17 protein-coding genes are annotated in these 26,892 nt (G+C 30.7%); 9 read left to right on the top strand and 8 right to left on the bottom strand.

Going from position 1 to position 26,892, the window contains the following annotated elements; genetic code table 11:
- The first annotated feature begins 16 nt into the window (after positions 1–16).
- The 8 genes from Q0998_RS17050 to Q0998_RS17015 all read left to right on the top strand — a co-directional run bounded on the left by Q0998_RS17050 (position 17) and on the right by Q0998_RS17015 (position 12,385).
- The gene (locus Q0998_RS17050) at positions 17–1,681 is read left to right on the top strand and encodes a RagB/SusD family nutrient uptake outer membrane protein (RefSeq protein ID WP_299672038.1); all 1,665 of its coding nucleotides are present in this window, start codon (positions 17–19) and stop codon (positions 1,679–1,681) included.
- 56 nt (positions 1,682–1,737) lie between these two features.
- Positions 1,738–2,322, top strand: a complete 585-nt coding sequence (locus tag Q0998_RS17045; protein ID WP_299672037.1) for a discoidin domain-containing protein — start codon at positions 1,738–1,740, stop codon at positions 2,320–2,322.
- Positions 2,323–2,463: 141 nt separating this feature from the next.
- Positions 2,464–5,772, top strand: coding sequence for a VCBS repeat-containing protein (locus tag Q0998_RS17040; RefSeq protein ID WP_299672035.1), 3,309 nt, complete (start codon positions 2,464–2,466; stop codon positions 5,770–5,772).
- A 12-nt stretch (positions 5,773–5,784) separates the two neighbouring features.
- Positions 5,785–7,623, top strand: a complete 1,839-nt coding sequence (locus Q0998_RS17035) for a DUF3472 domain-containing protein (protein ID WP_299672033.1) — start codon at positions 5,785–5,787, stop codon at positions 7,621–7,623.
- A gap of 305 nt (positions 7,624–7,928) precedes the next feature.
- Positions 7,929–8,879 carry an NAD-dependent epimerase/dehydratase family protein gene (locus Q0998_RS17030; RefSeq protein ID WP_299672031.1) on the top strand — a complete coding sequence of 317 codons (951 nt, stop codon included), beginning with the start codon at positions 7,929–7,931 and terminating at the stop codon, positions 8,877–8,879.
- 6 nt (positions 8,880–8,885) lie between these two features.
- Entirely contained in the window at positions 8,886–10,079 is a 1,194-nt protein-coding gene (gene kbl / locus Q0998_RS17025) for a glycine C-acetyltransferase (RefSeq protein ID WP_299672029.1), read from the top strand.
- An 861-nt stretch (positions 10,080–10,940) separates the two neighbouring features.
- Complete coding sequence (locus Q0998_RS17020) at positions 10,941–11,180, top strand: hypothetical protein (protein WP_299672027.1); 240 nt, start codon at positions 10,941–10,943, stop codon at positions 11,178–11,180.
- Between the two features lie 167 nt (positions 11,181–11,347).
- Positions 11,348–12,385, top strand: coding sequence for a hypothetical protein (locus tag Q0998_RS17015; RefSeq protein ID WP_299672025.1), 1,038 nt, complete (start codon positions 11,348–11,350; stop codon positions 12,383–12,385).
- Here Q0998_RS17015 and Q0998_RS17010 read toward each other — a convergent pair.
- From Q0998_RS17010 to Q0998_RS16980, 7 genes are all read right to left on the bottom strand, one after another.
- Positions 12,382–15,522: an HsdR family type I site-specific deoxyribonuclease gene (locus tag Q0998_RS17010; RefSeq protein WP_299672023.1), complete on the bottom strand. Its 3,141-nt coding sequence runs from the start codon at positions 15,520–15,522 to the stop codon at positions 12,382–12,384. The two genes, Q0998_RS17015 and Q0998_RS17010, sit on opposite strands and share 4 nt — an antisense overlap.
- Entirely contained in the window at positions 15,522–16,982 is a 1,461-nt protein-coding gene (locus Q0998_RS17005) for a Fic family protein (protein ID WP_299672021.1), read from the bottom strand. Before Q0998_RS17005 ends, Q0998_RS17010 begins: the two co-directional genes overlap by 1 nt.
- Before the next feature lie 42 nt (positions 16,983–17,024).
- On the bottom strand, positions 17,025–17,465 hold the full coding sequence (locus Q0998_RS17000) for an HNH endonuclease family protein (RefSeq protein WP_299672019.1): 441 nt from the start codon (positions 17,463–17,465) through the stop codon (positions 17,025–17,027).
- A gap of 233 nt (positions 17,466–17,698) precedes the next feature.
- The gene (locus tag Q0998_RS16995; protein ID WP_299672017.1) at positions 17,699–18,706 is read right to left on the bottom strand and encodes a DUF262 domain-containing protein; all 1,008 of its coding nucleotides are present in this window, start codon (positions 18,704–18,706) and stop codon (positions 17,699–17,701) included.
- A complete protein-coding gene (locus Q0998_RS16990; RefSeq protein ID WP_299672015.1) occupies positions 18,706–20,499 on the bottom strand; it encodes an AAA family ATPase in 1,794 nt (597 codons plus the stop codon). The genes Q0998_RS16995 and Q0998_RS16990 overlap by 1 nt, the downstream gene beginning before the upstream one ends.
- A gap of 10 nt (positions 20,500–20,509) precedes the next feature.
- Complete coding sequence (locus Q0998_RS16985; RefSeq protein WP_299672013.1) at positions 20,510–21,715, bottom strand: restriction endonuclease subunit S; 1,206 nt, start codon at positions 21,713–21,715, stop codon at positions 20,510–20,512.
- On the bottom strand, positions 21,699–23,267 hold the full coding sequence (locus tag Q0998_RS16980; protein ID WP_299672011.1) for a class I SAM-dependent DNA methyltransferase: 1,569 nt from the start codon (positions 23,265–23,267) through the stop codon (positions 21,699–21,701). The genes Q0998_RS16985 and Q0998_RS16980 overlap by 17 nt, the downstream gene beginning before the upstream one ends.
- A gap of 607 nt (positions 23,268–23,874) precedes the next feature.
- Between Q0998_RS16980 and Q0998_RS16975 the strand changes: the two genes are divergently transcribed.
- The gene (locus tag Q0998_RS16975) at positions 23,875–25,023 is read left to right on the top strand and encodes a hypothetical protein (protein ID WP_299672009.1); all 1,149 of its coding nucleotides are present in this window, start codon (positions 23,875–23,877) and stop codon (positions 25,021–25,023) included.
- A 559-nt stretch (positions 25,024–25,582) separates the two neighbouring features.
- On the opposite strand, the gene Q0998_RS16970 is transcribed toward Q0998_RS16975, so the two are convergent.
- A complete protein-coding gene (locus Q0998_RS16970; protein ID WP_299672007.1) occupies positions 25,583–26,245 on the bottom strand; it encodes a hypothetical protein in 663 nt (220 codons plus the stop codon).
- Between the last annotated feature and the right edge of the window lie 647 nt (positions 26,246–26,892).

Genomic DNA, 26,892 nt, shown 5'->3' with positions numbered 1-26,892 from the left:
TAAAAATAATATAATTATGAAAAAATTAAAATATTCAATATTATTATTCATCACTTTGATGGCAATCTCATGTGATTTGGATAGAGGACCTTTTACTGAGGTTGCAGCCGAAGATTTGTTTGCAGACCCTGGCGCCGCACAAGCTGCCACATTAGGAAACTATTTGTTTTTAAAAGGTGATAAAGGTTATGATGGATGGTCTGATGACCTACATAGGATGTCTGAATATTCAGGAGACAACGTAATGATTAGCGGTGGAACAACCGATCCATTATACTTTTTTTACAACTATCAAAGAGTACCTAATAATAGTAGAAATGATCGGTTTTGGAGAAATTCTTATAAAGCTGTTATTGGTGCCAATACAGTGTTAGAATTATTAGAAGAAGGTACAGATGAAGCTAACCAAGTATTAGGGGAAAACTACTATATACGTGGACTAGTATATTTTCAAATGGGCAATGTTTTTGGAAGACCTTATAACCAAGGAACTTCCAATTTATCAATTCCCTTGAAATTAACAACAGATTTAGATGATATACCAGATAGAAATACTGTTGGTGAGGTCTATGATCAAGTGCTTGCAGATTTGTTGAAAGCAGAAGAATTGATGAATGAAAATAAAGGCCCATCGTTTGCTTCTAAGGAGGCGGCACAAGCTTTATTGTCGAGAGTATATTTATATATGGGCGACAATGCCAAGGCTATCGAATATGCTGATAAAGTAATTAATTCAGGTCAATACTCTTTATTGCCAAGTGGTCAATTTTCTGTTATGAATACCTTAGCTCCTGCAGAAAATGATGAAGCTATATTTTCAGTTACGTTGACTAAAGATATTGATATCCCTGGAACAGAAGATTGGTTTACCATAGGATCTTTTTATGCTACCATTGATGGTGTTGGTTGGGGTGAAATGTATGCGTCTCAAACATATCTTGAATTATTAAATAAAGATCAAGGAGATTTAAGAGGAAGCTTTATAGAGCCACAATATTTAGAGGACGATAATGGACAAAGAATACCAGCAATCTATTGGGTAGATGGTAGCGATCAAGATGGGTATGCATATGAATTTGCTAGAACCACAGATAGTGGAGGAGCTATAACTTTTGATTATGATGGAAGTAATTATGCGCTACAATCTGAAGATGTTAATGGGAGAACAATCTACTATTTTAACGGACCAAATGGAAGGCAAGATGTAACTTTCGATTTTGACATAGACAAAAGGAATGGACATCCTAAGTTTTTTATTTTAAAAGCCTCTCAGCAAGAGAATGATTTACATTTATGGTCTCCAACAGTATCTCGTTTGGCAGAGATGTATTTAAATAAAGCCGAAGCTTTAGCTAAACAAGGAGCTGATCAGTTGGCTTTAGATAACATCAATAGATTAAGAGCCAGAGCAAATGTGCCTGAGTATAGTTCAACTTCACTTCCAGTTGGTAAAACTGTGTTGGATGTGGTGTTGGACGAGCGTAGGTTGGAATTGGCTTTTGAAGGGCATCGAAAATTTGACGTATATAGAAATGAAAGAACTATGGATAGGAGATATCCAGGTACGCATCTTAACAATTCGAATCCGTTCTTTGAAATTGAGCATACATCAAAGGTTATTATAGAGTTTATTCCAGAACAACAAATATTATTACAACCTTCTTTAATACAAAACGATTAACCTATAAAATTTTAGAAGACTACTAATTTTCCTACGAAAAACTAAATCAAAATAATATGAAAAAATCCTTAATAATTAGAAAAAAAATAACACTGGCAATTGTTTCTTTCATTGTAATAGTAACTTTGTTTGGAATTCAGTCATGCGAGCCTGACCAAATACTTATAACAGATACAGATCTTAAATTACCACCAGTACCTTTAAATACGGCTGGTTGGACAGTGGTGGATTTTACAAGTCAGGAAGACAACGATGGAGAAGGAGCTGGTAATGGTAGAGTATTTAATACTATAGATGGAGACCCAGATACATTTTGGCATACCTGCTGGAATGGTTGTACAGCAGTGCCTCCTCATTCTTTTGTGATTGATATGTTAGAATCTCGAGATATTAGCGGATTTAATTTTGTACAAAGAAAATCGTTTTCTAGAAATATTGAGATTTTGTCTATTGATATTAGTGAGGATAATTCAAGCTGGACTTCTTTAGGTGAATTTACCTTGGAGAGAACTGAAAATGCAGAGGCACAAGATAAACCATTAGAAGAAGTTGTAAAGGCGCGCTATTTTAGAGTGAATGTTGTTAAAGTATATGATGGAACAAATAATGCTGCATTGGCAGAAATAGCTCCTTATTTATAAAAACAAAATGTAATATAAACCCCAAATAGATATTGTTTTATTTTGGGTTTGTATTACAATATATAGAACACCCATTTCAGCTTTAGCTAGAAACATTACCTCTTTAGATTAACAACAATTTTATATTAGCAATACATACAAATGCAAAAGTATCTCTTATACGGAGTATTTATTTTTTTATTATCATGTAAGAATGAAATTGATAATTTAAAAGCAGATAAGCTATTTACAAATATTCCTGCAAGCATATCTGGGGTAACGTTTCAAAATAAAATATTAGAATCAGAAAAACTTCATTACTATAAATATCAATATATGTATATAGGAGGTGGTGTCGCTGCAGCAGATTTTAATAATGATGGTTTACAAGACCTTTTCTTTACCTCAAACATATATCATAATAAGCTCTTTTTAAATAAGGGGAATTTTGAATTTGAGGACATCACAGTAAAAGCAGGAATCGAAAAAAGGGTAGGCTTTGATGTTGGTGTTTCTGTAGCAGATGTAAACAATGATGGTTTTTTAGATATTTATATCAACAGAGCAGGATGGTATAAAGGTGATGAACGTTTGGCAAACATGCTTTATATAAACAATGGAGATTTAACTTTTACAGAAAAAGCTTCTGAATATGGATTAGACGATACAAATAGGTCTATTTCATCTACCTTTTTTGATTATGATAAAGATGGCGATTTAGACGTATATATTACAAATGCTCCTTCAGATTTTAATTTATCTGGAGCGCTTTTAGATTTAAACAAAATTCAAAAGCAAAAAGCAAAAATTAAAGCATCAAAAAGTGCTGATAAGCTTTATAGAAATAATGGAAATGGGATATTTGAAGATGTTTCTGAAATTGCTGGTATCATTCCAGATTTGGGATTTGGATTACATGCACAAGTGGGTGATTTAAACGATGATGGTTGGCCAGATATTTATGTGAGTAACGATTTTATTATGCCAGATTTCGTTTATGTAAATAATGGAGACGGAACTTTTACCGATAAAAAAGAAATCCTTTTTAAGCATATCTCTTACTACAGTATGGGATCAGATTTTGCAGATATCAATAATGATGGATTGTTAGATTTAATGGTTGCAGATATGAGTCCAGAAGATTATATCCGCTCTAAAACAACAATGTCTATGATGTCTATAGATCGTTTTAATGCAATGGTTAACAATGGTTATCATCATCAATATATGCACAACACCATGCAATTAAATAATGGGAATGGTACTTTTAGCGAAATCGCTCAATTAGCTGGTGTTGCAAAAACAGATTGGAGTTGGGCTACATTGATTGCAGATTTCGATTTAGATGGTTATAATGATTTGTATGTAACCAATGGTGTGTATAGAGATGTTGTAGATAGAGATGCAAATATTGAAATCGATGCATATATCAACAAAAACAAAGCAAATCTAAAAGAAAAAGATTTTTATGGGTTTACACAAAAACTACCACAGCAAAAACTAACCAACTATCTCTTTAGAAATAATGGGAATACACAATTTGAAAACAAATCGAAAGATTGGGCAAATGAAAAACCAACATTTTCAAATGGAGCTGTCTATGTAGATTTAGATAATGATGGAGATTTAGACATTGTTACCAATAATTTAGATGAAAATGCTACCTTATTAAGAAACAATGCACGAGAAATAAGTGATAATCATTTTTTACAATTTAAATTTATTGGACCGCCTACAAATAAATTCGGAGTCGGAACAAAAGTAAGAGTTCATCAAAATGATGGAGAAATATTAATAAGAGAACTTACAAATGCAAGAGGCTATTTATCTTCTATGTCAAATACTTTAAATTTTGGTTTAGGAAATCAAAAAGAACTTGATAAAATAGAAATTATTTGGGTTGATGGTAAAAAAGAGTTGTTAGAAGCAACTAAAACAAATAAAACCATTATAATAGATTATAAAAATGCCAAAAAACCAGGAAGGGTAGAAACAAAAGTTATAGAGAATGCAATTTTTAAAGAGGAAGAATTTAATTTTTCTCATAAAGAAATCCCTTTTAAAGATTTTGATAAACAACTTTTATTACCGCATAAATTATCTCAAACAGGACCAGCAGTTGCTACTGCTGATTTAAATAATGATTGTTTAGAAGATGTTTTTATTGGAGGAGCACATCAACAATCAGGAAAAATTCTAATGGCTACGAAAAATGGCACGTTTAAAGAATTAATCATAGCTGATTTTGAAAAAGATAAAAATTATGAAGATATTGCCGCTTGTTTTTTTGATGCAGATAATGATGGTGACAAAGATTTGTATGTAGTCAGTGGAAGTTATGAGTTTTCAGAAAATTCTGTATTATTACAAGATCGTTTGTATATTAATAATGGAAATAATTTTAGAAGAACAACTTCTAAATTACCGTTGATAAATTCAGCAGGTTCAGTTGTAATCGCATCAGATTTTGATAACGATAATGACCTCGATTTATTTATAGGAAGTAGAGTTATTCCTGGAAAATATCCTTATTCGCCTAAAAACTATTTATTGGTAAATACCAATGGTGTATTTGAGAATAAAATAGCTTCAATAGCTCCAGAAGCTGAAACTATTGGTATGGTTACAGATGCACAATGGGTAGATATAGATAATGATTCGGATGACGATTTAGTAGTTACAGGAGAATGGATGGGAGTTGAAGTTTTTATAAACAACGATGGAAAACTAACTAAAAATAAAGCATATACTGGTTTATCTTCAGAAAAAGGCTGGTGGAACTCCATTTTAGTAGAAGACATAGACGGCGATGGAGACAAAGATATTATCGCTGGAAATTTAGGACTGAATTACAAACATTCTGCCTCAAAAGAAGAACCATTCCATATATACACCAAAGATTTTGATAATAATGGTGTAGAGGATATTATATTAGCAAAATACTACAATTCAAAGCAGGTTCCTGTGAGAGGTAAATCTTGTACTTCGCAACAAATACCTATGTTAAAAGATAAGATAAAAACCTATAACGAATTTGCAAATTCAGATTTAGAAGGCATTTTAGGTACTGGCATCATATCATCTTTACACTATGAAGTAAATGAATTTCGGTCTGGAATTTTTATTAATAATGGTAAAAATGAATTTCAATTTTTAGCATTTCCAATAGAAGTTCAAAGAGCACCAGTAAATGATATTCTTTATTACGATTTCGATAATGATAAAATTAAAGATTTATTATTGGTTGGTAATAATTATCTATCAGAAATAGAAACAACAAGAGCTGATGCAGGTATTGGTGTATCTTTAAAAGGTAAAGAAAAAGGAAAGTTTACTTACAAAAAAAATATTTCAACAGGTTTTTATGCAGATAAGGACGCTCGTAAATTAAGACTTCTTAAAAATAGAGAAAACACAAATATTTTAATAGTAAATAATAACGATAAACATCAAATTTATAAAAAAAATTAATTCTGATTCATTATGAGAAAAAAAGCAAATAAATTTAAAATTACTAAAAGTTTTTTTATAGTAATATTTCTATTACACACAGTATTTTACCACTGTTCTTGTTCTAGCAGAAGCGGAGTTAATGAAGATCCAATAGGAGAAGAACCAGATCCTTCTGAAAAATTAACTCTCACTAAAACGGTTCCTATTGGGTCAAATAGTTGGGTGGTAGGAAATATAGCTAAAGACAAAGATGTTATTTCTAAAGATGGTATCCATAACTGGCAATCTTTGGATGATGTAATTAACACATTTGTAAGAACTGGTAGTGGTAAATTAAATGTTGGTTTAAAAATGAAATCACCAGATGGTTCTTCTAAAATTAATGTAACCATTGGTGGAATCACAAAAACAATTGATATAAAAAACACAAATTACGAAGTTGTAGATGTTGGCACTTTTGATGTTACTGAAGGGTATGTAAAGATTGAAATTCAAGGAAAAGAAAAAGCAGATAATTATATAGGAGATCTAAATGAAATTCTTTTTGGAGGGACAGCAGTTGCTACAACTTTAAATTTTGTGCCCCAAAGTAACGATCATTTTGGTAGAAGAGGTCCATCTGTACATATGAGTTATAAGCAACCAGAAGCCAGAGATGTACAATGGTTTTATAATGAAGTTACTGTGGCTCCAGGACAAGATAAATTAGGGACTTTCTTTATGACGAATGGACATTCTAATGGATATTTTGGAATGCAGGTAAATTCTAGTACAGAAAGACGTGTACTATTTTCTATATGGAGTGCATTTGAGACAGATGATCCTACTCAAATTCCAGAAGATTATAAAGTAACAAATTTAGGAAATGGAAAAGGAGTAACCGTTCAAGATTTTGGAAATGAAGGTTCCGGAATTCAGAGTTTTAAAAATGCTAACTGGAAAGCAGGAACTACCTATAAATTTTTATTAAAAGGAGAACCTTCTTCTGTAACGGGTTCAACAGATTATACAGGATATTTTTTCGACCCAGAAATTGGAGAATGGGAATTGATTGCAAGCTTAAGAAGACCAAAAACAATTACTTATATAAAAAGAGCACATTCATTTTTAGAAAACTTTAATCCAAGTACAGGTAACGAGACTAGAAAAGTAAATTATGGAAATCAATGGGCATATACAACTGAAAGTAACTGGGTAGAAATGAAGGAAGGAAAATTTACAGCAGATGCAACTGCAGCTAATGGAGATCGATTTGATTATGCTGGTGGATCAGAAGGAAATTCATTCTATTTAAAAAATTGTGGCTTTTTTGATAATAATGTAACACCAAACACCTCATTTTCTAGAACAGCTTCTGGTACTGCTCCAAATATTGATTTTTCTAAATTACCAAAACCTACATTACCTGGACCAACAAAAGTTGTTACTCTTTTAAATAGATCTACTTGGTCTATAGAAAGCTATAGTACACAAGAAGATAAAGGTGGAGAAGGTTCAACTGGGAGAGCCGCAGATATTTTAGATGATAATCTAGAAACTTACTGGCATTCTTGCTGGAGTGCAGGTTGCACAGCAACAGCACCACATACCATTGTTGTTAATATGGGCGCAGAAGTAAAAGTTGAAGGTTTACAGTTTTACCAAAGACAAAGTTTGTCTAGAACTATTAAAACGATAGAAATTGAAACAAGTTCAGACAAAAATACTTGGACTTCTTTAGGTAGTTTTACGTTAGAAAAGTCTAAATCTGCACAAAATGTAGATTTCTCTGCAGCTAAAACTTTTAGATATTTTAAAATTATTGCAAAAGCTTCTCATGATGGAACTGAAAATGCTGCTTTAGCGGAAGTAAAAGCATACATATACTAACCATAATTATTTGAATTAGTTTGGTTTATAAAGTCGTCTCAAAACTATTTGAAACGGCTTTTTCTATATTTTTTTTACGGACTAACTATATACGATTACACTCTTAAAAAAATAAATACCGTAGGCTTTGTTTAAGTTTCAAGTCACTTTAATTCTTTCTAGTAAAAGTGAAATAAATTACATTTTAAACTATTTAAGAAAAACAGAATACTACACCATCTATATGAATAAAATATCTATTTTTTACTAAAGTAGAAAACAGATTTGTCAAGAAAAATAAATAATATCATTAAAAGAATATAGTTATGATTAAAATTTTAGTTACTGGTGCGAGAGGTCAATTAGGATCTGTACTAACCAAAACACTACAAGAAAAATATGGAGTACATAATATAATTGCTTCAGATCTGCTTGATAATCCCAATTTTATAGGTCATTTCGAAAAGTTGGATGCCACAGATTACAGTTCAATCGAAGAAATAGTTATTAATAATGAAATTACCGAAATTTATCATTTAGCTGCAATTCTATCTGCAAAAGGAGAGGAAAACCCATTAAGAACTTGGAATATTAATATGAAATCTTTTTTCAATGTTTTAGAAATTTCAAGATTACACGGAATAATTAAGGTGTTTTATCCAAGTTCAATTGCTGTTTTTGGTAATGAAATAGAACATATAAATACACCACAAAATCCGAACTTGACTCCAGCTACAGTATATGGAATTAGTAAAAGTACAGGAGAAATTTGGGGAAATTATTATTATGAAAAATATGGTTTAGATGTAAGGTCTTTAAGATATCCTGGAGTTATAGGATACCAATCCTTACCTGGAGGTGGTACAACAGATTATGCTGTAAATATTTATCATAGTGCGGTTAAAAAAAAGGTGTTCAACTGCTTTTTAGAAGCATCTACAACCTTACCAATGATTTTTATGGATGATGCAATTAGAGCTACCTTAGAGTTAATGGATGCTCCAAAAGAGAACATATCTGTAAGAACTTCATACAATCTAGCAGGAATGAGTTTTAATCCAAGAGAAATTTTTGAGGCAATAAAAAAGATATATCCGAATTTTGAAATAAGTTATAATCCTGATTTTAGACAAGAAATAGCAAGTTCATGGCCACAAAGTATCAACGATATAGATGCAAGAAAAGATTGGGGTTGGAAACCTGTTTTCAATTTAGATACCATGTCTAAAATAATGATTCAAAAATTAGAAGAACAGTATAAATTAGCTACAATTTAAATAAATATGTACGGTAAAATTAAAGATACTTTAAAGAAAGAGCTTCAGGAAATAAAGGACGCAGGTTTGTATAAATCTGAAAGAATAATTACTTCTTCTCAAGATGCAATTATTAAAATTTCTAGAGGTGAAGAAGTGATCAATTTTTGTTCGAATAATTATTTAGGATTGTCAAATCATCCAGAAGTAATTCAAGCAGCAAAAGATACATTAGATTCGCATGGTTTCGGAATGTCTTCCGTAAGATTTATTTGTGGAACTCAAGATATCCACAAACAATTGGAAGAAAAAATTGCAGAATTCTACACAACAGAAGATACTATTTTATATGCTGCTTGTTTTGATGCAAATGGTGGCGTTTTTGAACCATTATTAACAAAAGAAGATGCCATTATTTCAGACAGTTTAAATCATGCTTCTATTATAGACGGCGTTCGTTTGTGCAAATCGGGTCGTTACCGTTATAATAATAACGACATGGATTCTCTAGAAGAACAACTAATTGAAGCGAATACACAAAATCATCGATTTAAAATTATAGTTACAGATGGTGTTTTTTCTATGGATGGAATTGTAGCCAAACTAGATCAAATTTGTGATTTAGCTGATAAATACGATGCATTGGTAATGGTTGATGAATGTCATGCTACAGGCTTTATAGGGAAAACAGGTCGTGGAACGGTTGAGTTAAAAAATGTAATGGATAGAGTAGACATTGTAACAGGAACTTTAGGAAAAGCTCTAGGAGGTGCAATGGGGGGTTATACCACAGGCAAAAAAGAGATCATAGAAATATTACGTCAGCGTTCTAGACCTTACCTGTTTTCAAACTCTTTAGCGCCAGCAATTGTAGGAGCATCATTAAAAGTGTTCGATTTAATTGCAGATGATGCCTCATTGAGAGATCAACTAGAATGGAATACAAATTACTTTAGAATTGAAATGGAAAAAGCAGGATTTGATTTGGTGGGTGCAGATGCAGCAATTGTACCTGTGATGTTATATGATGCGAAGCTTTCGCAGACAATGGCAAATAAATTATTAGAGGAAGGTATTTATGTAATTGGTTTTTTCTTTCCTGTAGTACCGAAAGGAAAAGCTAGAATTCGGGTACAACTATCTGCTGCTCATGAAAAAGAGCACTTAGATAAAGCAATTTCTGCATTTAAAAAAGTAGGGAAAGATTTGGGAGTAATTTAGAGATAATAAGTTTAGATATTAATTTTTTAAAATGACTTTTTTTAGATTTTAAAGTAAAAAACAATGAAAAAACCAACACTAGTAATATTAGCTGCAGGAATGGGAAGTCGTTATGGTGGATTGAAGCAAATGGATACTTTTACACAAGCATGAGGTACATTAGTATATAGCAAATAATATACTACTTCTTCTCCCTTTAAGTACCGATCACTAGACAACATTGGGGAAACTTTATGCTAACCTCTTTTGTTTTTTTGCTATCAATTGTATTGGAAAAACACCATTATTTCTTCCAAAGTTATTATAAAAGCAGTATTCTTTTTTATAAATGTTTGTAGAACAGAGATTTTAAAATATTTTACGATTTACTCTAAAATAGGATGATATTCCTTTATGTTAAAGCTCAGCGTTTTTATCAATTAGTAATGATAAATAAACATCCAGATGATTATATAATTCTTTTTGGAACGATAGTGGCTTATTAGGCTGGGTTATTTGTTGAAATCTCTCAGAAAATTATTGTAATGCTACTGGCATTTTTTAACATTTTTTTCATAAGACAAATCACAACCAAATTATATGCAACTAACTACTGACCTCTAAAAGATAAAAATCATTATTAATTATTATTCAGTTTTTCAGATTTCATAAAAGCTAGTATAGAATTATAATCTTCAATAAGAAAGTTCGACTCTTCTCCTTTTGGGCTCACTTAAAGTCTTCTTAACCATTTGGTTTTGAAGGCTTTTTTGTTTTTAGGAGGACGAGATAGGGGGCGATATTTTTTAATATATAATTAATTCACAAAACATAGTGAAACATTTTTTTAAGAGTTAGAAAATAGATAGTTTAGCATAAGATATGAAAAATAGTAAAAATATTTTAGAAAGTATAATTGCCATAGTAGGTATTTTATCGGTAATCTTATTTCTTTATCATAAGTTTAAAAATATTACTTTCTCCACTGAAACAAAGGTTATCTCTGATGATGGATTAAAAGCTGTTCAGAATCCAGAAAAAGCTGATAAACTTCGTGAAGCTGTTGACGCATATCATTCTACAGGAGATTGGGATAAAACAAAATTGAAGTCAATCTTATAAATTAAATAGCTCTGAATTTAACAGTAGGTTTCATAGCTTTTTTTATTTCAATAGTTATACCAGGAATAGTTTTTAGGAGGTTTTATTTTTATGGAGAATTTTCAAAGCAATTCAACACAAAAGATCCTGTATTGCATTCTATCTTTTTCAGTATAATACCGGGAATAATGATTCAAGTTTTTGCTCTTGTAATTTATTATTTTTCACTTGGTTTTGACTCTAGCTTTTTAGATATATTTATAATTTTCAGAGATGTTACATCAGATGGATCTAATGGAACTCAAGAGGTAACCAAGAACTTTATTGATAATCATATTATAAAGTTTTTTATATACTCATTTGTAGTTTCTACTTTTTCAGCACTAACTGGTTTCATAAGTAGTCGATTAATAAGGTTTCAAAATTGGGATAAAAAATTTAAGCTTTTTAGATTTAAAAATCAATGGTATTATATATTTAGTGGAGAAGTATTGAATATGAAAAAATTTGAGGAAGCTCATAAGGTTTCACTTAAAGGAAATAAAGGCAAAGATCAAAATATTTTGATGACCTATGCAGATATATTGGTTTCTGTTAGTGATCAAAATGATCAAAAGGAATTGTATACAGGATATGTTGTTGATTATGATTTAAAAAGTGACGATATTACTCAACTAGATAAGGTGTATCTAATTGATACACATCGTTATAAAAGGAAAGAAAAAATCTTAAACAATCAAGGGATTGAGATTAAAGACGAACAATCGACCCAAGAAGAAAAGCCTATAAAATCAAGAAATAGGCTTAAAGTACCAGGAGATATTTTCATTTTAAAAGCTTCAAAAATCATCAATATGAACTTGACCTATATTCCATCGAAGAATAAAAAGATGGAGAATGAAGTCAAGAAGCAAAGAATGTATGGCAAAGTACAGCTTGTTTTTTTTGTTTCTATTGTTTTATTAATACTAATTCATTTTTTTGATAAAGCTTTAGGTCTTGACGATTCAAAACTTTCTAATTATTTTCTTTATGCTGGTTTTTGGGGAAAATTTCTAACCATTTTGCTAATTAATCAGTTTTTGTCTCTATTTATTCCAATTGAGAATAAAGAAAAAAAATTATCTTACGATTTTAATAAATTCTTCTTTTTACGGTTACTTATATTATTTATTTTAGGCTTACTTACATTCATCTCATTATCCGATACTGTTTTAGAACTCTAAGATTTATATTTCTTAAAATTCTCTGCTTGTTCAAAAATCTCTTTAAAAACTTCATCCTTGGTAATTGGAGGATATTCATTTTCTGCTAACAATATAATTAAATCTACTTTCAATTCTGCTTTTATGTCATCACGTTGATTCCAGTCTGTATATTTTGTTTTATCGTCTACCACTTTTTTGACTTCTTTAGCAAGATGTATTAATTTATCTTCAGGATAATTGAAATCATATTTATTTGCAATCGCTTTTAAAATATCGTAGAATGCTTTTTCTTCAAAGTCAATCCCCATGTCTTTATAAGAGCTTTTCTCTTTTCTTAATTCATGATACAAATCAATTATTTCATCGGTAAAATCTTCTAAAACATTACTCTGCAAAATATCTGATTCTTTACGTTCGTTATATTTATCGACAATAGATTTAAATTTTTGAGAAAAATCTACGCCTTGTATTTTGTTCGTTTTCTTTAACTCGTCAATTGCTTTTAAAAGTAATTGCTGTAACAGTTTAATCTTAGTATTTGGGAGCTTAATTTTTTCAATCTTGGCTAAATAACTTTCATCAAAAATGTCTATTTCACTCTCTTTATCTTCCCCTAACTTAAAAATTTCCTCAACTCCATCGCTTTTTAAGGCTTCTTTGATTAATTCTCTAACTCTTGCATTCATTTGTGCTGTATCGGGCGCATTCCCTTTTGTTAGCTTAAAGACAATAGAACGGATGGCTAAATAAAAATGAATGTAATCTTTCTGAATTCCAGTAAACTCATTTGTACCACAACAAATGTCATAAGCTACTTTTAAGCGTTTTACAATATTCATAAAACGCGTTTCAATATTTTTGGTTAATTGAACAAATTCAGCGCCTTTATTTAAACATTCTAACTGTTTTATTCCAACACCAGAAAAGTAATCGGATGCATCAAACTTATGAAACAGTTTTGCCAATAAATCTAACTGATCTTTTACAACAACAATAGAAGTTTCTATATCTTCAAAATTTTGACCATCTACTTTTGAATATTGTTTTAAAGCCAAATTCATTTGCTTTTTAAAACCAATATAATCCACGACCAAACCTTTTTCTTTTGTTTTATATTTTCTATTTACTCTAGAAATTGTCTGAATTAAATTATGTTGTTGTATTGGTTTATCAATATACATCGTGTCTAAAAAAGGAACATCAAAACCAGTTAACCACATATCTACAACAATCGCAATTTTAAAATTAGATTTCTCATTTTTAAACTGTCTGTCTAACTCTTTTCGATCATCTTTTGTACCCAATAAATTGTACATTTCTTTTGGATCATCCTTACCACGAGTCATAATCATTTTGATGCGCTCAATAGGTTTTATCTCTTTCTTTTCTTTTTCTGATAATTCAGAACCTTCCTCAAAAGCTTTTATTTCTGTCCATTTTGGTCGTATAGCAATTATTTCCTGATATAAATTAAATGCAATTGATCTAGAACTACAGACGAATAATGCTTTTCCTTTTAACGTTGCACCTTCTTCAATTCTAGTTTCATAATGTTTTACAAAATCTTGCGCAACGGCTCTAATTCTATCAGGATCACCAATTACGGCATTCATATTTGCGGAAGCTTTTTTACTTTCTTCAACTTGATAATCATTTGCACCTTCTTCCGCACATTTTCTATAATATTCTTCTATTTCGTATAATTTTTTACTCTCTAAAACAACTTTTGCAGCTCTACCTTCATAAACAATTCTGACAGTAATATCATCTTTTTCGGATTCTGTCATCGTATAAGAATCTATAATATCTCCAAATACATTTAACGTTGCGTCTATTGGTGTTCCAGTAAAACCTACATAGGTTGCATTTGGTAAAGAATCATGCAAATATTTAGCAAAACCATAGGTCTTTTTTACACCATCTTCAGTTACTGTAACTTTTTGATCTAAATTAATCTGACTTCTATGTGCTTCATCTGAAATACAAATTACATTATTACGTTCTGTTAGTAGCTCTAAATCTTCTGTAAATTTATGTATCGTCGTTAAAAATACGCCACCACTTTTTCTTCCTTGTAAGAGTTCTTTTAACTCTTTTCTACTTTCAACACTAACAATTGTATTGTCTCCAATATATTCTTTAGCATTGGTAAACTGCCCAGATAATTGATCGTCTAAATCGGTTCTATCTGTAATAATTACTAAAGTCGGGCTTTTAAAATGTGGACTTCGCATTAACAATCTTGCCAAAAACAACATGGTATAACTTTTACCACAACCTGTAGCTCCAAAATAAGTTCCACCTTTTCCGTCTCCTTCTGGCTTTTGATGCAGTTTTATGTTTTCTAATAATTTAGTTGCTGCATAATACTGTGGGTAACGACAAACAATCTTTAAATCGTGTTTATTGCTATCTGGAAAGTAAATAAAATGATGAATTACTTCTCGCAACCTGTTTCTATTAAACAAGCCATGAATCATAGTATACATGGAGTTGATGCCATCTACTTCTTTATCTAAACCTAAAACTTTTCTCCAGGCGTAATAAAACTCATAATTTGCAAAGAATGAGCCCATTTTACTATTCACGCCATCACTAATCACACAAAAAGTATTGTATTTAAACAGTTCTGGAATGTCTCTTTTATAACGTGTCGTTAACTGAACATACGCATCGTGCATTGTGGCATTTTCACGAATAGCACTTTTAAATTCCATAACTACCAAAGGCAACCCATTGATATACAAAATACCATCTGGAACCCTTTTTTCGTAACCGTAAATTTCTAATTGATTTACAATTTTATAAATATTGTTATCTGATGCAGAATAATCTATTAAATGAATATACAAGTCTTTTTTAGAACGATCTTCTCTTTCTAACTGAAAACCATTACAAACCAATTTCATGATCTGTTTGTTAGATTCATACAAGTCTGATGCACTAAAAACCTGTAGTTTTCGAATGACACTTTCTATTTCGCTCTTTGTAATGTTGTCTTCTTTGTATTTATTTTGCAAATACGCTTTAATATCTGCTTTAATTAAGACTTCGTTTTGTTGGCGATCAATGGTATTTCCTAAAACATGTGGAATACCTTCAATTCCTAATAACTTTATAAAAACATTTTCTAGTTGTGCTTCTGTGAATTTCATTATTTTTTTATACTTTTTCCTTTTTGAGTCAATCTATATTTTTGTTTTGAACTTTTAGGCTTATCAGGTATTGTAAGCTCTATAAATTGACCTTCAAGAGCTGGATTCAAATAGTTATTTCTAAAATTAGGCTTATGTGTTAATTTAAATAAACGCATTAATTCGCTAATACTGTAATCTTTATCCATTACCCTAATTAAATTTCTAACATGCTCGGTGACTTGCTCGGTGACTTGTTTTTTTGCTTCTGTAACTAGGTCGGTAACTGGGTCGGTAACTGGGTCGGTAACTAGGTCGGTTACGGGAGTTAACTTAAGGGGTACTTGAGGGGTACTTGAGGGGTCAACTTGCTCGGTAACATGCTCGGTTGCTTTTTCATCTATAAAAGATTTTGGTAAAGTAATGCGTAAAAAATTATCAGAAAATTTAAAACTTTCTTCGGAATAATGTGCAATAATTCTAGGAATACCAGAACCTAACTGTTCTACCAACTCTAAATCTTTAAAAATTCTGATTAATTCTTTGTTTCTAGGAATAGAAAATCCTTCAAAAAATTCTTCTTCGCTTAAACCATTTGGCAAAGAACCTGTAGATGTTATTTCTATTCTATCACTAAAAATTTCAAATTTTGGAGGCGCTTCTCTTGTATAATCGTTGTGTACAAATGCGTTTATAATTGCTTCTTTTAATGCAATTGTATTCCATAAACGTTTGTCTTTTCTGTCTTTTGCCGTAATTAGTGTTTGCGTTTTATTTTCGATATCGATTTTATCTAAAACGCTTTTGCAGGCTTTAATTAAAGATTGGTATCCGTATTCATTGGTTTCAGAAAGATGTATGCGATCAATTCCTTTATATTTAGCAACTTTAAAAGACATGTTATTTGTATCTGCTAGTAAATACGCTACGTAATTGAAAGCATTGTCTGTAGTTGCTAATTCTAAATTTTTTTGAAACTGTTTGTTTAAAGGTTTCTTTTTCTCCTGATAGTAAATATGCAGTTGCTCGAAATTTAAATCTTGAACAGGTGCAATTATTTTACCAATAGAATTTCGAGTACGTTTTGCAAATAACTCATCAATCATTTTTTGTGTCATAGGTTCAGAAGCAGAACCAATACGAACAAAAGAGCCTTCTGGCGTCATCCCTTTTCTACGTTTATAATAGGGTTTTTCTGTACCGCTAGAAACAATAATTTTAATAACATTTTTCTTTTCTTTTTCTAACGCAATAATATCAAACAACCCCAAGCAAGAAGGTTGAATGTTATTTTTAATGCTATCTTTTATTTTAAGCATCGTTTCATCTAAATTAGAAACTCCATAAATAGTTTTATCAGCATTTATACCAATATAAATTTCTCCACCTTCCGGATAATTTAAAAACGCAATTACTTCCTTTTCTAAATCTACTTTTTTAGAAAATTCTCGTTTGTATTCTATGCGATTGGTTTCACTCATTGGGTTTGAAATAAGGGCTTTTTTTTGAAAATTTATATATTTTTATAATAAAGTTATAAAAAAATTTATGATATTTTGTTTTAAATTAATTTCTCTCTGTTCTATATCGGACTTTACCCAATCGTCTTTTGGATAAGTTGCGAGGTCTTTTATATTAGCAATTTTAGAATTAAAATATTTACTCTTCTTAATACCGAAATAACCATTACCTGCTTGGATATTCAATTTCTTTTCTAAAATTACTTTATTTCCTAATTTATCTAAATATTTATTAGCATCCTCTAAATCCCAACCGTTGTAATTTGTGTTCTGCCATTTTTTAGGAAATATATGTTCTATATCTGATGTAAATGGAATCAATTCTATTTGATTTGGGTTTAAGTATGCATCTAATAAAAGGAGTACTCTAGAGATTCTTGAAGAATGGTGATTATTGAAGTCACCTTGTAGACTTTCTTCGTCCCAATTTATTCTAAAAGTCAATTCATTCCTATTAATGATGCTGATACATGATTGGTAAATATCACCCTTAATAGCATTAACAGTTGGAGCACCTATAAATTTATAAACAAGTGAAGCTAATAATTTTCTTAAAAGTAAAGTTAGTTCTTCAGAAAATGTCTCTGAATCTTTATTTTTTATAAAAAAGACGCTTAAAGGATACTTCCAGTAATCGTTAGGATAATGAAATAAACAATGTATAAATTTTCTGCTTTCTAGAAAATCAAGTAATTGAAAGTTTCAGGTTCAATATCTCTATTTATATACCTCCAAAAATTAGCCAAAGCAATTATCTCTGCAATAAAACCCTCTTCTTTTAATCTATAATAATTGCTTTCGGCATAGAATTTACGTAAGCCAATTTCTTTAGTTTTATCATTATTTCTTGCTCTTAAAATGTGCGTATAATATCTGAAAACATCGTCAATACTTATACCACCTTCCTCACAGATTGCTGTTAAGTCTTTCCATATTGTAGTAAATTCTTCGCGTTCACTTTTCTCATTTTTACTTCTATATATTTGAGCTTTAAAAATATCAGAATCTGATAATGGCATTCCTCTATCATTGAGTGTAGAAAAAATAGTAAGTGCTGTTTCTGGTGTATCACATTCTATAGGTAATAGGATGCAGTTTTGAAGAATTATTACGCATAGTTCTTTCCATTGCATTGGATTAATTGTAGCGTACTCGTCACATTTAAGTTTAAAGTATAAATAGTTTTTTGAGTAATTATCATTTGCGTGAATAGAAGCTTTACCAGTTTTCAAAATATCATGAAATGTTTCATTATCAGATTCCGTTGCAACTAAAGATTCAATATGTATTTTATTCTTATCAGATACTTTTTGGGAAATAGGATTAATATCCCAAATACAAGGTGCTAATTGATTTTTCAGGCCAATGACATCATCGTCTTCTGGCATAGCTTCTAGCTTTTTATAAAAAGAACGTAGTAGTAAGAAAAAAGATGTAATTCTTTGTTGACCATCAATAATTTCCAAAGAATTTAAGCTATTGTAAGAAACAATAGTGCCTAAAAAATAATCTGCTCCTTTTTTAGCATCAGTTTGAGCAAAGTTTTCAATATCTTCCCATAATGTCTCACATTTTTCTATATTCCATTTATAAGGTCTTTGATAATCGGGTATAATAAATTTTCTATTTTGCATTTCACTAAATAGTTTGCCTATAGTTTTTTTGCTTACATGTAAATCTGCCATTATTCTAATATTTTATTCAAAAAGTCAATCAACTCAATTTCCAAAACTTCTTCAAATTGCTCCTTGGTCATTGAATTAAATATATCAATGTTATGTTTTTTATTTATCCCTTTTTCTTTAAAAAAATCTTTTAAGTATTCATTATCTCCAAAAAAATGTATCTCATTATCTTTAAGGTGGTGATAATTATTTTCTAAAGCTCTTGGATGAAAGTAGCTTTCTAAATTTGACTTTTTAAGAGCATATCCAAAACCAAAGTTAGCATTAAAATCTTCTATTGTTTTATCCTGTAAAATTGGTTTTTTTGGTTCCTTTTCTGTTAATCCTTTATCACTATCAATAAGAAGAAAGAGTTCTCTACCATTTTCTTTGAAATAAGAAATATTTATAAAAAAATCTACACTACTTCCGCCAGTTGGCAGGACTAATACTTTTTCTTCTAAATCTCTATCCAAAATCTTTTGACAAATAAGCTTATAAGCTAAAGCATCATCTTTACCTTCAACAAAAAGAATTTTTTCAAACTTATCTCTTAAATTAAAAGATGGCTTAATACCCAACTCTTCAATTATACTGAACAAAAACTCTTGTCTTGTTTCATCTGTTGAGGATTTATAAATTGTTTGATTCTCTTTTTTACATAGAATTACAGAACTAGTCTCTGTAGCACCTGCAAATACAGGAGAGTGCGTTGTAATAACAATTTGATTGTCTTCAGATAATTCTTTTAAAGCGTTCAATAAGTCTTCTTGAGCCGAAGGGTGCAGAAAAGTCTCTGGCTCTTCTATAAGATAAACAATATTATTCCCCTTATTTTTTTCTGCTAAATACCTAAATCTTGCAACCATAAATAGACGTCTATATCCTGTTCCTTTATGACTCATTGGAATTGGATTTTCATCTCCTTCAAATTGAAAGCGGACATCTACATTCTTAATAGCATCTTTCCATATTATCTGAGGTTTTATTTCAACCTTTTGAAGTGAAGACGTATAGTCAGACATAAATTCTTTAATTGATTCAGCTTCTATTTGCATTTCTGTCTCAATTTCTTTTTCAACAATTCTAAGAGGTTGTTGTTCTTCTTTTATTGCATTTTGAAAATACTCTGAAATCTCTGTAACAGAATTTGTTTTAAATTTTGTATCAGCTTCTAAACCATAATCTGAGACAAACAATTCTACTTGAGGAAATAAACTACTAATCTTAAAATCATCAATTATAAATTTATTTTCTACCTGAATCCCTTTATCGATAGCAAATGCTTTAATATGTTTAATTTTTTCAATTTTTGAATTTCGTCCTTTTCCTTCAACTGGTATTACTACTGTATTATCTTCAATAATTTTGTTTAATTCTTCGTCAGCTTTAAAATACAAATTAGCAAACTCTTCATCATTAAAATCTTTAATTAATATAGATTCTTTATTATATGCTTTACCCGATTTATTAATTTCTCTTTCATAAATGATTGTTCCATCAAAAATAAAATCATTTAAAAATTCTTCTAATCCATCAGCCTTTTTAATCTTAGTTTTTATTTTGGCTTCTAAAATTTCTTTTAAATTGGAATGTTCAAACACAACTTGAAATACAATTATTGAATCGTTGTCATTAAAATCTGAATCTACAACAGGATAGTTTTTAGCATCTAAAAAAGTAGCAATTGCATTAAGCACTATAGACTTTCCTGCATCGTTTTTACCAACAATAGATGATAAATTTCTAAGAGGCACTTCTTGTATATTCTTAACGCCTCTATAATTCGTAATAGCAATGTTTTTTAATTTCATATAATAGAGTTTAAACTAAAACTGTTTTTGTTTCTACTTTTGACATTTTGGAAAGAAGTAAATCTTTTAATTCCTGAAGAATTAAATTTTCAGAAAAGAATATATTTTGTCTCTGTATAATTGAATTTGAGATAAATTGATACTTCTTATCCAAAGGAGATTTTATTATTTTTAAATTTCTAACATTACCATTAGACAAATGAGAAACTGTAGTTCCAAATATTGAATCTTGTAATTTTAATAATTCTTCTTGAATGGAAAAGAATATTTTATAGATGGAGATATTAGAATTCTCTCTTAATCTAACAACTCGTTGATTAAGATAAGATTCATTACCAAGCCAAATTCTACAATGAAATTTCCCATCCATTCCGATAAGTAAATCTTTTGGTTTGACAATGTACTTTTCGTCTACTTTTTCACTTGTAAAAGTCTCTGCTTTATTAGATATAATATCCCTTATTCTGATTAGTGGTTTTTCAAGTTCATTAACAGAAAATAGTTTTGAATCAAAAGAATATCCAAATAATATTTCTGAAGATTTATCAGTATTTGTAAGCTCCCAACCATCAGGAATCTCCAAATCCAACTCCTCATTAAAAACCATTTTGCCACCAGAAGACTTATAAGGTCTTCCATCAGCATTAGGAAACTCAAAATCTAAAAACCAATGTTTATACAAAGCTTGCGCAGTATCTTCTAATTTTTGATTTAAAGTTTCGTTTAATTTAACTCTATCTACAATTATGTTGTATTCCTTTACAATTTCGAGTTGTTTTTCTATGGATGGAACAGGAATTGGCATTTCTAAAAAATCTTCCCATTCTAAGCTTCCTCTGACTCCACCAACAGCTAAAAAACAAGCATGTCTATCAAACTCGGAGCGTGTAAACCACATCATTAAATATTCTGGGTTCAGAATAGTTTCATCTACAACTTCAAAAACTGGATAAGCTTGTGAAATAATTGCCTCTTCAAAATCTTTTAATAAAGCCATTGGCATTTTCTTATCCCTTCTTACTTGCATTGTACTGCAAGCAAACTGATTTTTACGAATAATTTTGTAGTTTGCCATATTTGTTCCAAAAATATTGGCAACAGAAGGTATAAACTGTTTAGAAATACTTAAACCTAAAAGTTTGGTAACTTTTAAATCTTTATTTCGTTCATCTACTAATTGAATGAAATCACCTATTTTTCTATAATTCGATTTCATAACCTAATTCTTTAAACACGTTTAATAATTCGGCTTTAGATTGTGCTTCGTCTTTTAAAAGCTGAGAAAACTCAATTTGTAAATCTTTCATCTTCTCATCAAAATTGATGTTCTCGTCCCGGTTGACGAACTCTATATACTTACTTGGCACTAATGAGTAATCTCTTTTACGCACTTCCTCAATCGTTGCAGAATAGCAGAATTCTGGAATATTTTTGTAGGTTCCTGAATCTTGTTGCCAGTTATGAAGTGTTTTTGAAACATCTTCGATGTTTTCAGGACTAAATTGTATGAATTTCTTCTCGAAAGGCACACCAACTTCTCTTAAATCTAAAAACAGTATTTCATCTTCTCTATTTCGATAATTCTTTTCAACATCATTAATTTTAACCTTACGTTCTTTTCTGTTATTATTTAAAATCCAAATAGTTACACTAATATTAGTGGTGTAAAACATGTTTTGTGGCAGAATAACAATAGACTCTACCAACTTATTTTCAATAAGTTTTTTACGTATTTCGTATTCAGTTCCTCCACCAGATAATGCACCATTGGCTAGTATAAAACCTGCAACACCATTGTCTGAGAGTTTAGACACCATATTAAGAATCCAACCATAATTGGCGTTTCCTGTTTGTGGTACATCATAACCTCGCCAACGTGGGTCGTCTAATAATTCGTCTGTTGCTCGCCACGCTTTTTGGTTAAATGGCGGGTTTGCCATGATATAATCTGCCTTTAAATCTGGGTGTTGGTCTTTGCCAAAAGTATCTGCAGGTACATCACCCAAATTTGCAGCAATGCCACGAATGGCCAAATTCATTTTTGCCAATTTATAGGTAGTTGCTGTATATTCTTGTCCGTAAATAGAAATGTCTTTTTTGTTTCCGTTATGGCTGTCTATAAATTTCATAGACTGCACAAACATACCACCAGAACCACAAGCAGGATCGTAAATCTTCCCTTTATACGGCTCTATTAATTCTGCAATCAAGTTTACAATACTTTTTGGTGTGTAAAATTCACCTTTTCCTTTGCCTTCTGCAATCGCAAATTTGCTTAGAAAATATTCATAGACTCTACCCACAATATCTTGTTGCTCGTCTTTTAAAGTATCTATATTATTTATGGTGTCTAATAAAGCTGCCAATTTACTAACGTCCATATTTAAACGGGAAAAATAATTGTCTGGCAACGCACCTTTTAAAGATGGGTTGTTTTTTTCTACCGTATATAAAGCGGTGTCTATTTTAAGCGCAATATCGTCTTGTTTTGCATTGGCAATAATATAGCTCCAACGAGATTCCTCTGTTAAATAAAACACGTTTTTCTGTGTGTAAAATTCAACCATGTCTATGAATCTCTCCTTGCCATCGTCTAACAATTCTTGTCTGCGAACTTGAAATTTATCGCTTGCAAATTTTAAGAAAATTAGTCCTAAAACTACATGTTTGTATTCTGAACTTTCTACAGTTCCTCTTAATTTATTTGCGGAATCCCATAACGTTTCTTCTATGGATTTTTGTTTTTTGGTTGTTGCTTTTTTAGCCATTTGGCAGATAGGATGTTAAGTTTGGATTGCAGTTTTTTTTTGATTTTTAAAAATAGTGAAAAGAACTGGAATAGAATTATGGAAATCCATAATTATAAATTTTTATATAAAAGTATAGAGGTCAGTAGCTAGTTACTTATTAAAAATAATAATTAACTAACGATGTCTGGTTGAGCGCAGTCGAAACCTATATAAAGCAAACCAATAGTTCTCGATAGCTTTGCTAGCTACTTTCAATGAAAATACATTTTCATTTCAGTAATGCTACCATTGACGTGTTTATTTAATTTATTGATTATTAAATACTTAATAGTTCTCGATTTGCTTCGCAAGCTACCTTCAATCAAAATACATTTTGATTTTGGCAATGCTCGAACAGACATATTTTATAGACTAATTCATGTCATTCCAATCGCTTGATAAAATTTTTTTCTCGGGTCTCGAACGGACAATAACGAATGACTCAGGAATCTGATAAACAGCATTTTAAAATTTTCACTTAGTATGTATTTAACTACTGACCTCTATAAAAGTATATATCCCTATTTGTAGGTATATATTTTGAAAAAAAAATAAAGAACTTGCAGTTCAATTAAACTTACAGATTATGAAAAATATTTTTTTAGTGTTTATAGGAGTAATCGGATTTGCTTGTTATGGGCAAGAAACCTATTATAAGAATTATAAAATAACGAATTTCATTGATTTTCTAAAAGATAAAAAACATACCTATGATTATAATTCGTTAAATGAAAAAGAAAATGCAAAAGTCAAATTTTTATCTAGAGAAAAATGTATTAATTATTTTCAGTTGTCGGCATCCAATAAAAAAATTATTGATGAACAAATTAAACTTATAGAAAACGGCGTATTCAAAGACGTTAAACTAAAAGATTGTTCGAGTAATATTTTATTAGTAAATGAAAATAACTTTAATAATCCTTTATTATATAGAAGAATTGGAGTTTTATCAGTAATAAGAGCAAAAACGTTTGGCAACGCAAAAGATAATAAGATTGAGTATAAAGCAGGTTTAATTATGGAAAAAGGTAGACTATATGTAAATCTATGGCCTTTTAAAGAAGGAGCAGTTGGAAATGATGATTTGCAATCAGATAATGGTATCATAAAATCAACTAAAAGGGATAAAAATGATGTTGAGGTTGAAGTTGAAATTAAAGAGGATAAGAATCTAAATGATCAAATGGAAACAAGAGAAGCATTGTTTTATGAAATTCCTGATGATCATACCGCAATTTTTAAATTTACAGAATGGAATATTAACGCCATTACTATTCCATTAAAATACAGGTTTCAAACGAATAGAAGTGCTTTAGATAAAAGTAATGAAATGGATATCAAACAAATAATTATTAAAAGTGAAGAGTTTAGTACTTCTGTTAATTTAGCACTATTTAGTGGACGCAGTTGGGGAAAAACTAAATTTACACATCGTAAAAAAGTTGGAAACAGAATTAAAACAATAAAAAATACAATAGGTGCTTTTTTGGGCTCAACTGCTGTTGAATTATCTGCAGCTAATACAAATGTTACATTAACCCAACCTCAAGGAGACGCTGAAGGCACCATAGGAACTATAAGTTTTGGACTTGGCTATGTTAAAAGTTGGAATAAGATAAGTGTTGGAATTTTTACGGGAATTGATAAAGGTGTTGGAAGAGTTTCTAACTCTTGGGTATATGATGGGAAGCCTTGGTTAGGAATAGGGGTTGGTTACGATTTATTTAAAATGTAGTCACTTTTTTGGAATGTTTAATCAATGTTACTAGGTCAAGACTAATTCTTCAGATTAACTCCAATAACCTTTTTTAGATGTAATTCATGAGCTTATTTTAAAAATTTTCATAAAATATAGGATTGAAATCTCATTTGCATGATAACTAAAACGTACACTTTTATGAACACAAAAATAATAGAGTAGCCATACCTACTATAAACACTAACAAAACAAAAGAAAAGTCCAATCCTTCAAAACTCACTTCAAGCTGCACTCACCAATGTCGCCTATTTAGTTCCTTATCCAATGCATTTGGCCCTACATTAAGATATTTTACAAACAAATGTAAGTCCCAGCGGGACGATGCATGTAAAGGAGGGAAGCATCCCATCCGATAAAAATCATGAGAAACAGGTTTGGGGATCGTCATATCGCCCTTTCAGGAGCACAGAACAAACACCATCCCGACAGCTGGAATTTGCAATCCAAGTCCCAATTTCTAGAATAAGATACACCATGGTTGATGACAGCTCAACTTTCCCCTTCGGGGAAATGTCCGTAGGACAAAGGGGGTTACTTAAAACCCCTTCAACACCTTAATCCCATGCACAGGTTGCTTTATGTCCGTAGGATCAGTAATCCCACTAGGGATTTCAAACTCATAGACAAATTGCCAATTGTTTTTGGTGGTATAACTGCCTAGAATTTGAAACCGACTTTGGGTGTCAACCCCTAAGCCCAGTCCGAATTTAGAACGAATCCGAGTCAAGGTTTCCGTTTGGGTGGTGGCGATTCGGAGGGTATCTACCCGTAACAGGTATTTGGGAAAGAGCGGTTTGTAATTGAATTCAGAAGAGAGCAAATCTCCATTAAACTTGTTATAGATGGTAAAGCGTCCGTCTAGCAAGCTATCTTTCACTTGGACTTCAAATTGTTTGACGGAATCTATCGGTACGCTTTCTTTGGGAAGGATTGTATTTTTTTGATTTGGAGCTGTACGTGTAATGTACACAATTTTAGGCTCGGGGTTTAGCGTAATACCTTTGGTGCTGACATAGTGGTTAAAGACCGCTAACGTATCAATAGCACCTTGTTTATATTCCGTTTTGGTAATGGTTTGAGTTTCTTTGGTGGTATAGCCCCCGAGTCCTGTAATGATGGCATTTCTAATCCAGTCTTTGAATAGGAAAAGGAGTAGGAGGAGGGCGATTGCCAAGGCTATTTGGGTTGTTTTTTTCATGCTTCAAAAGATTCAAGGTTCTTCAAAAGGTTCAATATTCTTAATTCAAAATTCAAGGTTAGACGGAGTGTAGTTAAAAGGTTTCAGGTTTCAAGTTTCTAGGTTTCAAGGTTAACAATATTTATGGTTTTAAGATATCTTCTATTTTCTGTTGTCTATTTTCTAACTTCTAATATCTAATATCTAATATCTAATTTCCAACGGCTAACTTCCTACCTCTTCATACTTCAAAAGATTCAAGGTTAGACACGGATGAGGTTCAAAAGGTTTCAAGTTTCTAGGTTTCAAGGTTAACAATATTTATGGTTTTAAGATATCTTCTATTTTCTGTTGTCTATTTTCTAACTTCTAATATCTAATATCTAATATCTAATTTCCAACGGCTAACTTCCTACCTCTTCATACTTCAAAAGATTCAAGGTTAGACACGGATGAGGTTCAAAAGGTTTCAAGTTTCTAGGTTTCAAGGTTAGACGGGGTGTAGTTAAAAGGTTTCAGGTTTCAAGTTTAACAATATTTATGGTTTTAAGATATCTTCTATCTTCTATCTTCTATTTTCTGTTTGTCTATTTGTACTTCCCTGATTAGAGTTGACCGTTTTTAGTTATTTATTTCATTATTAAAAATAGTAATAATTGGTTTATTAT

This window comes from uncultured Polaribacter sp. (assembly GCF_947501385.1).
In the GTDB taxonomy this organism is placed as follows: domain Bacteria; phylum Bacteroidota; class Bacteroidia; order Flavobacteriales; family Flavobacteriaceae; genus Polaribacter.
This window is presented reverse-complemented; position numbering and strand designations above follow the sequence as displayed.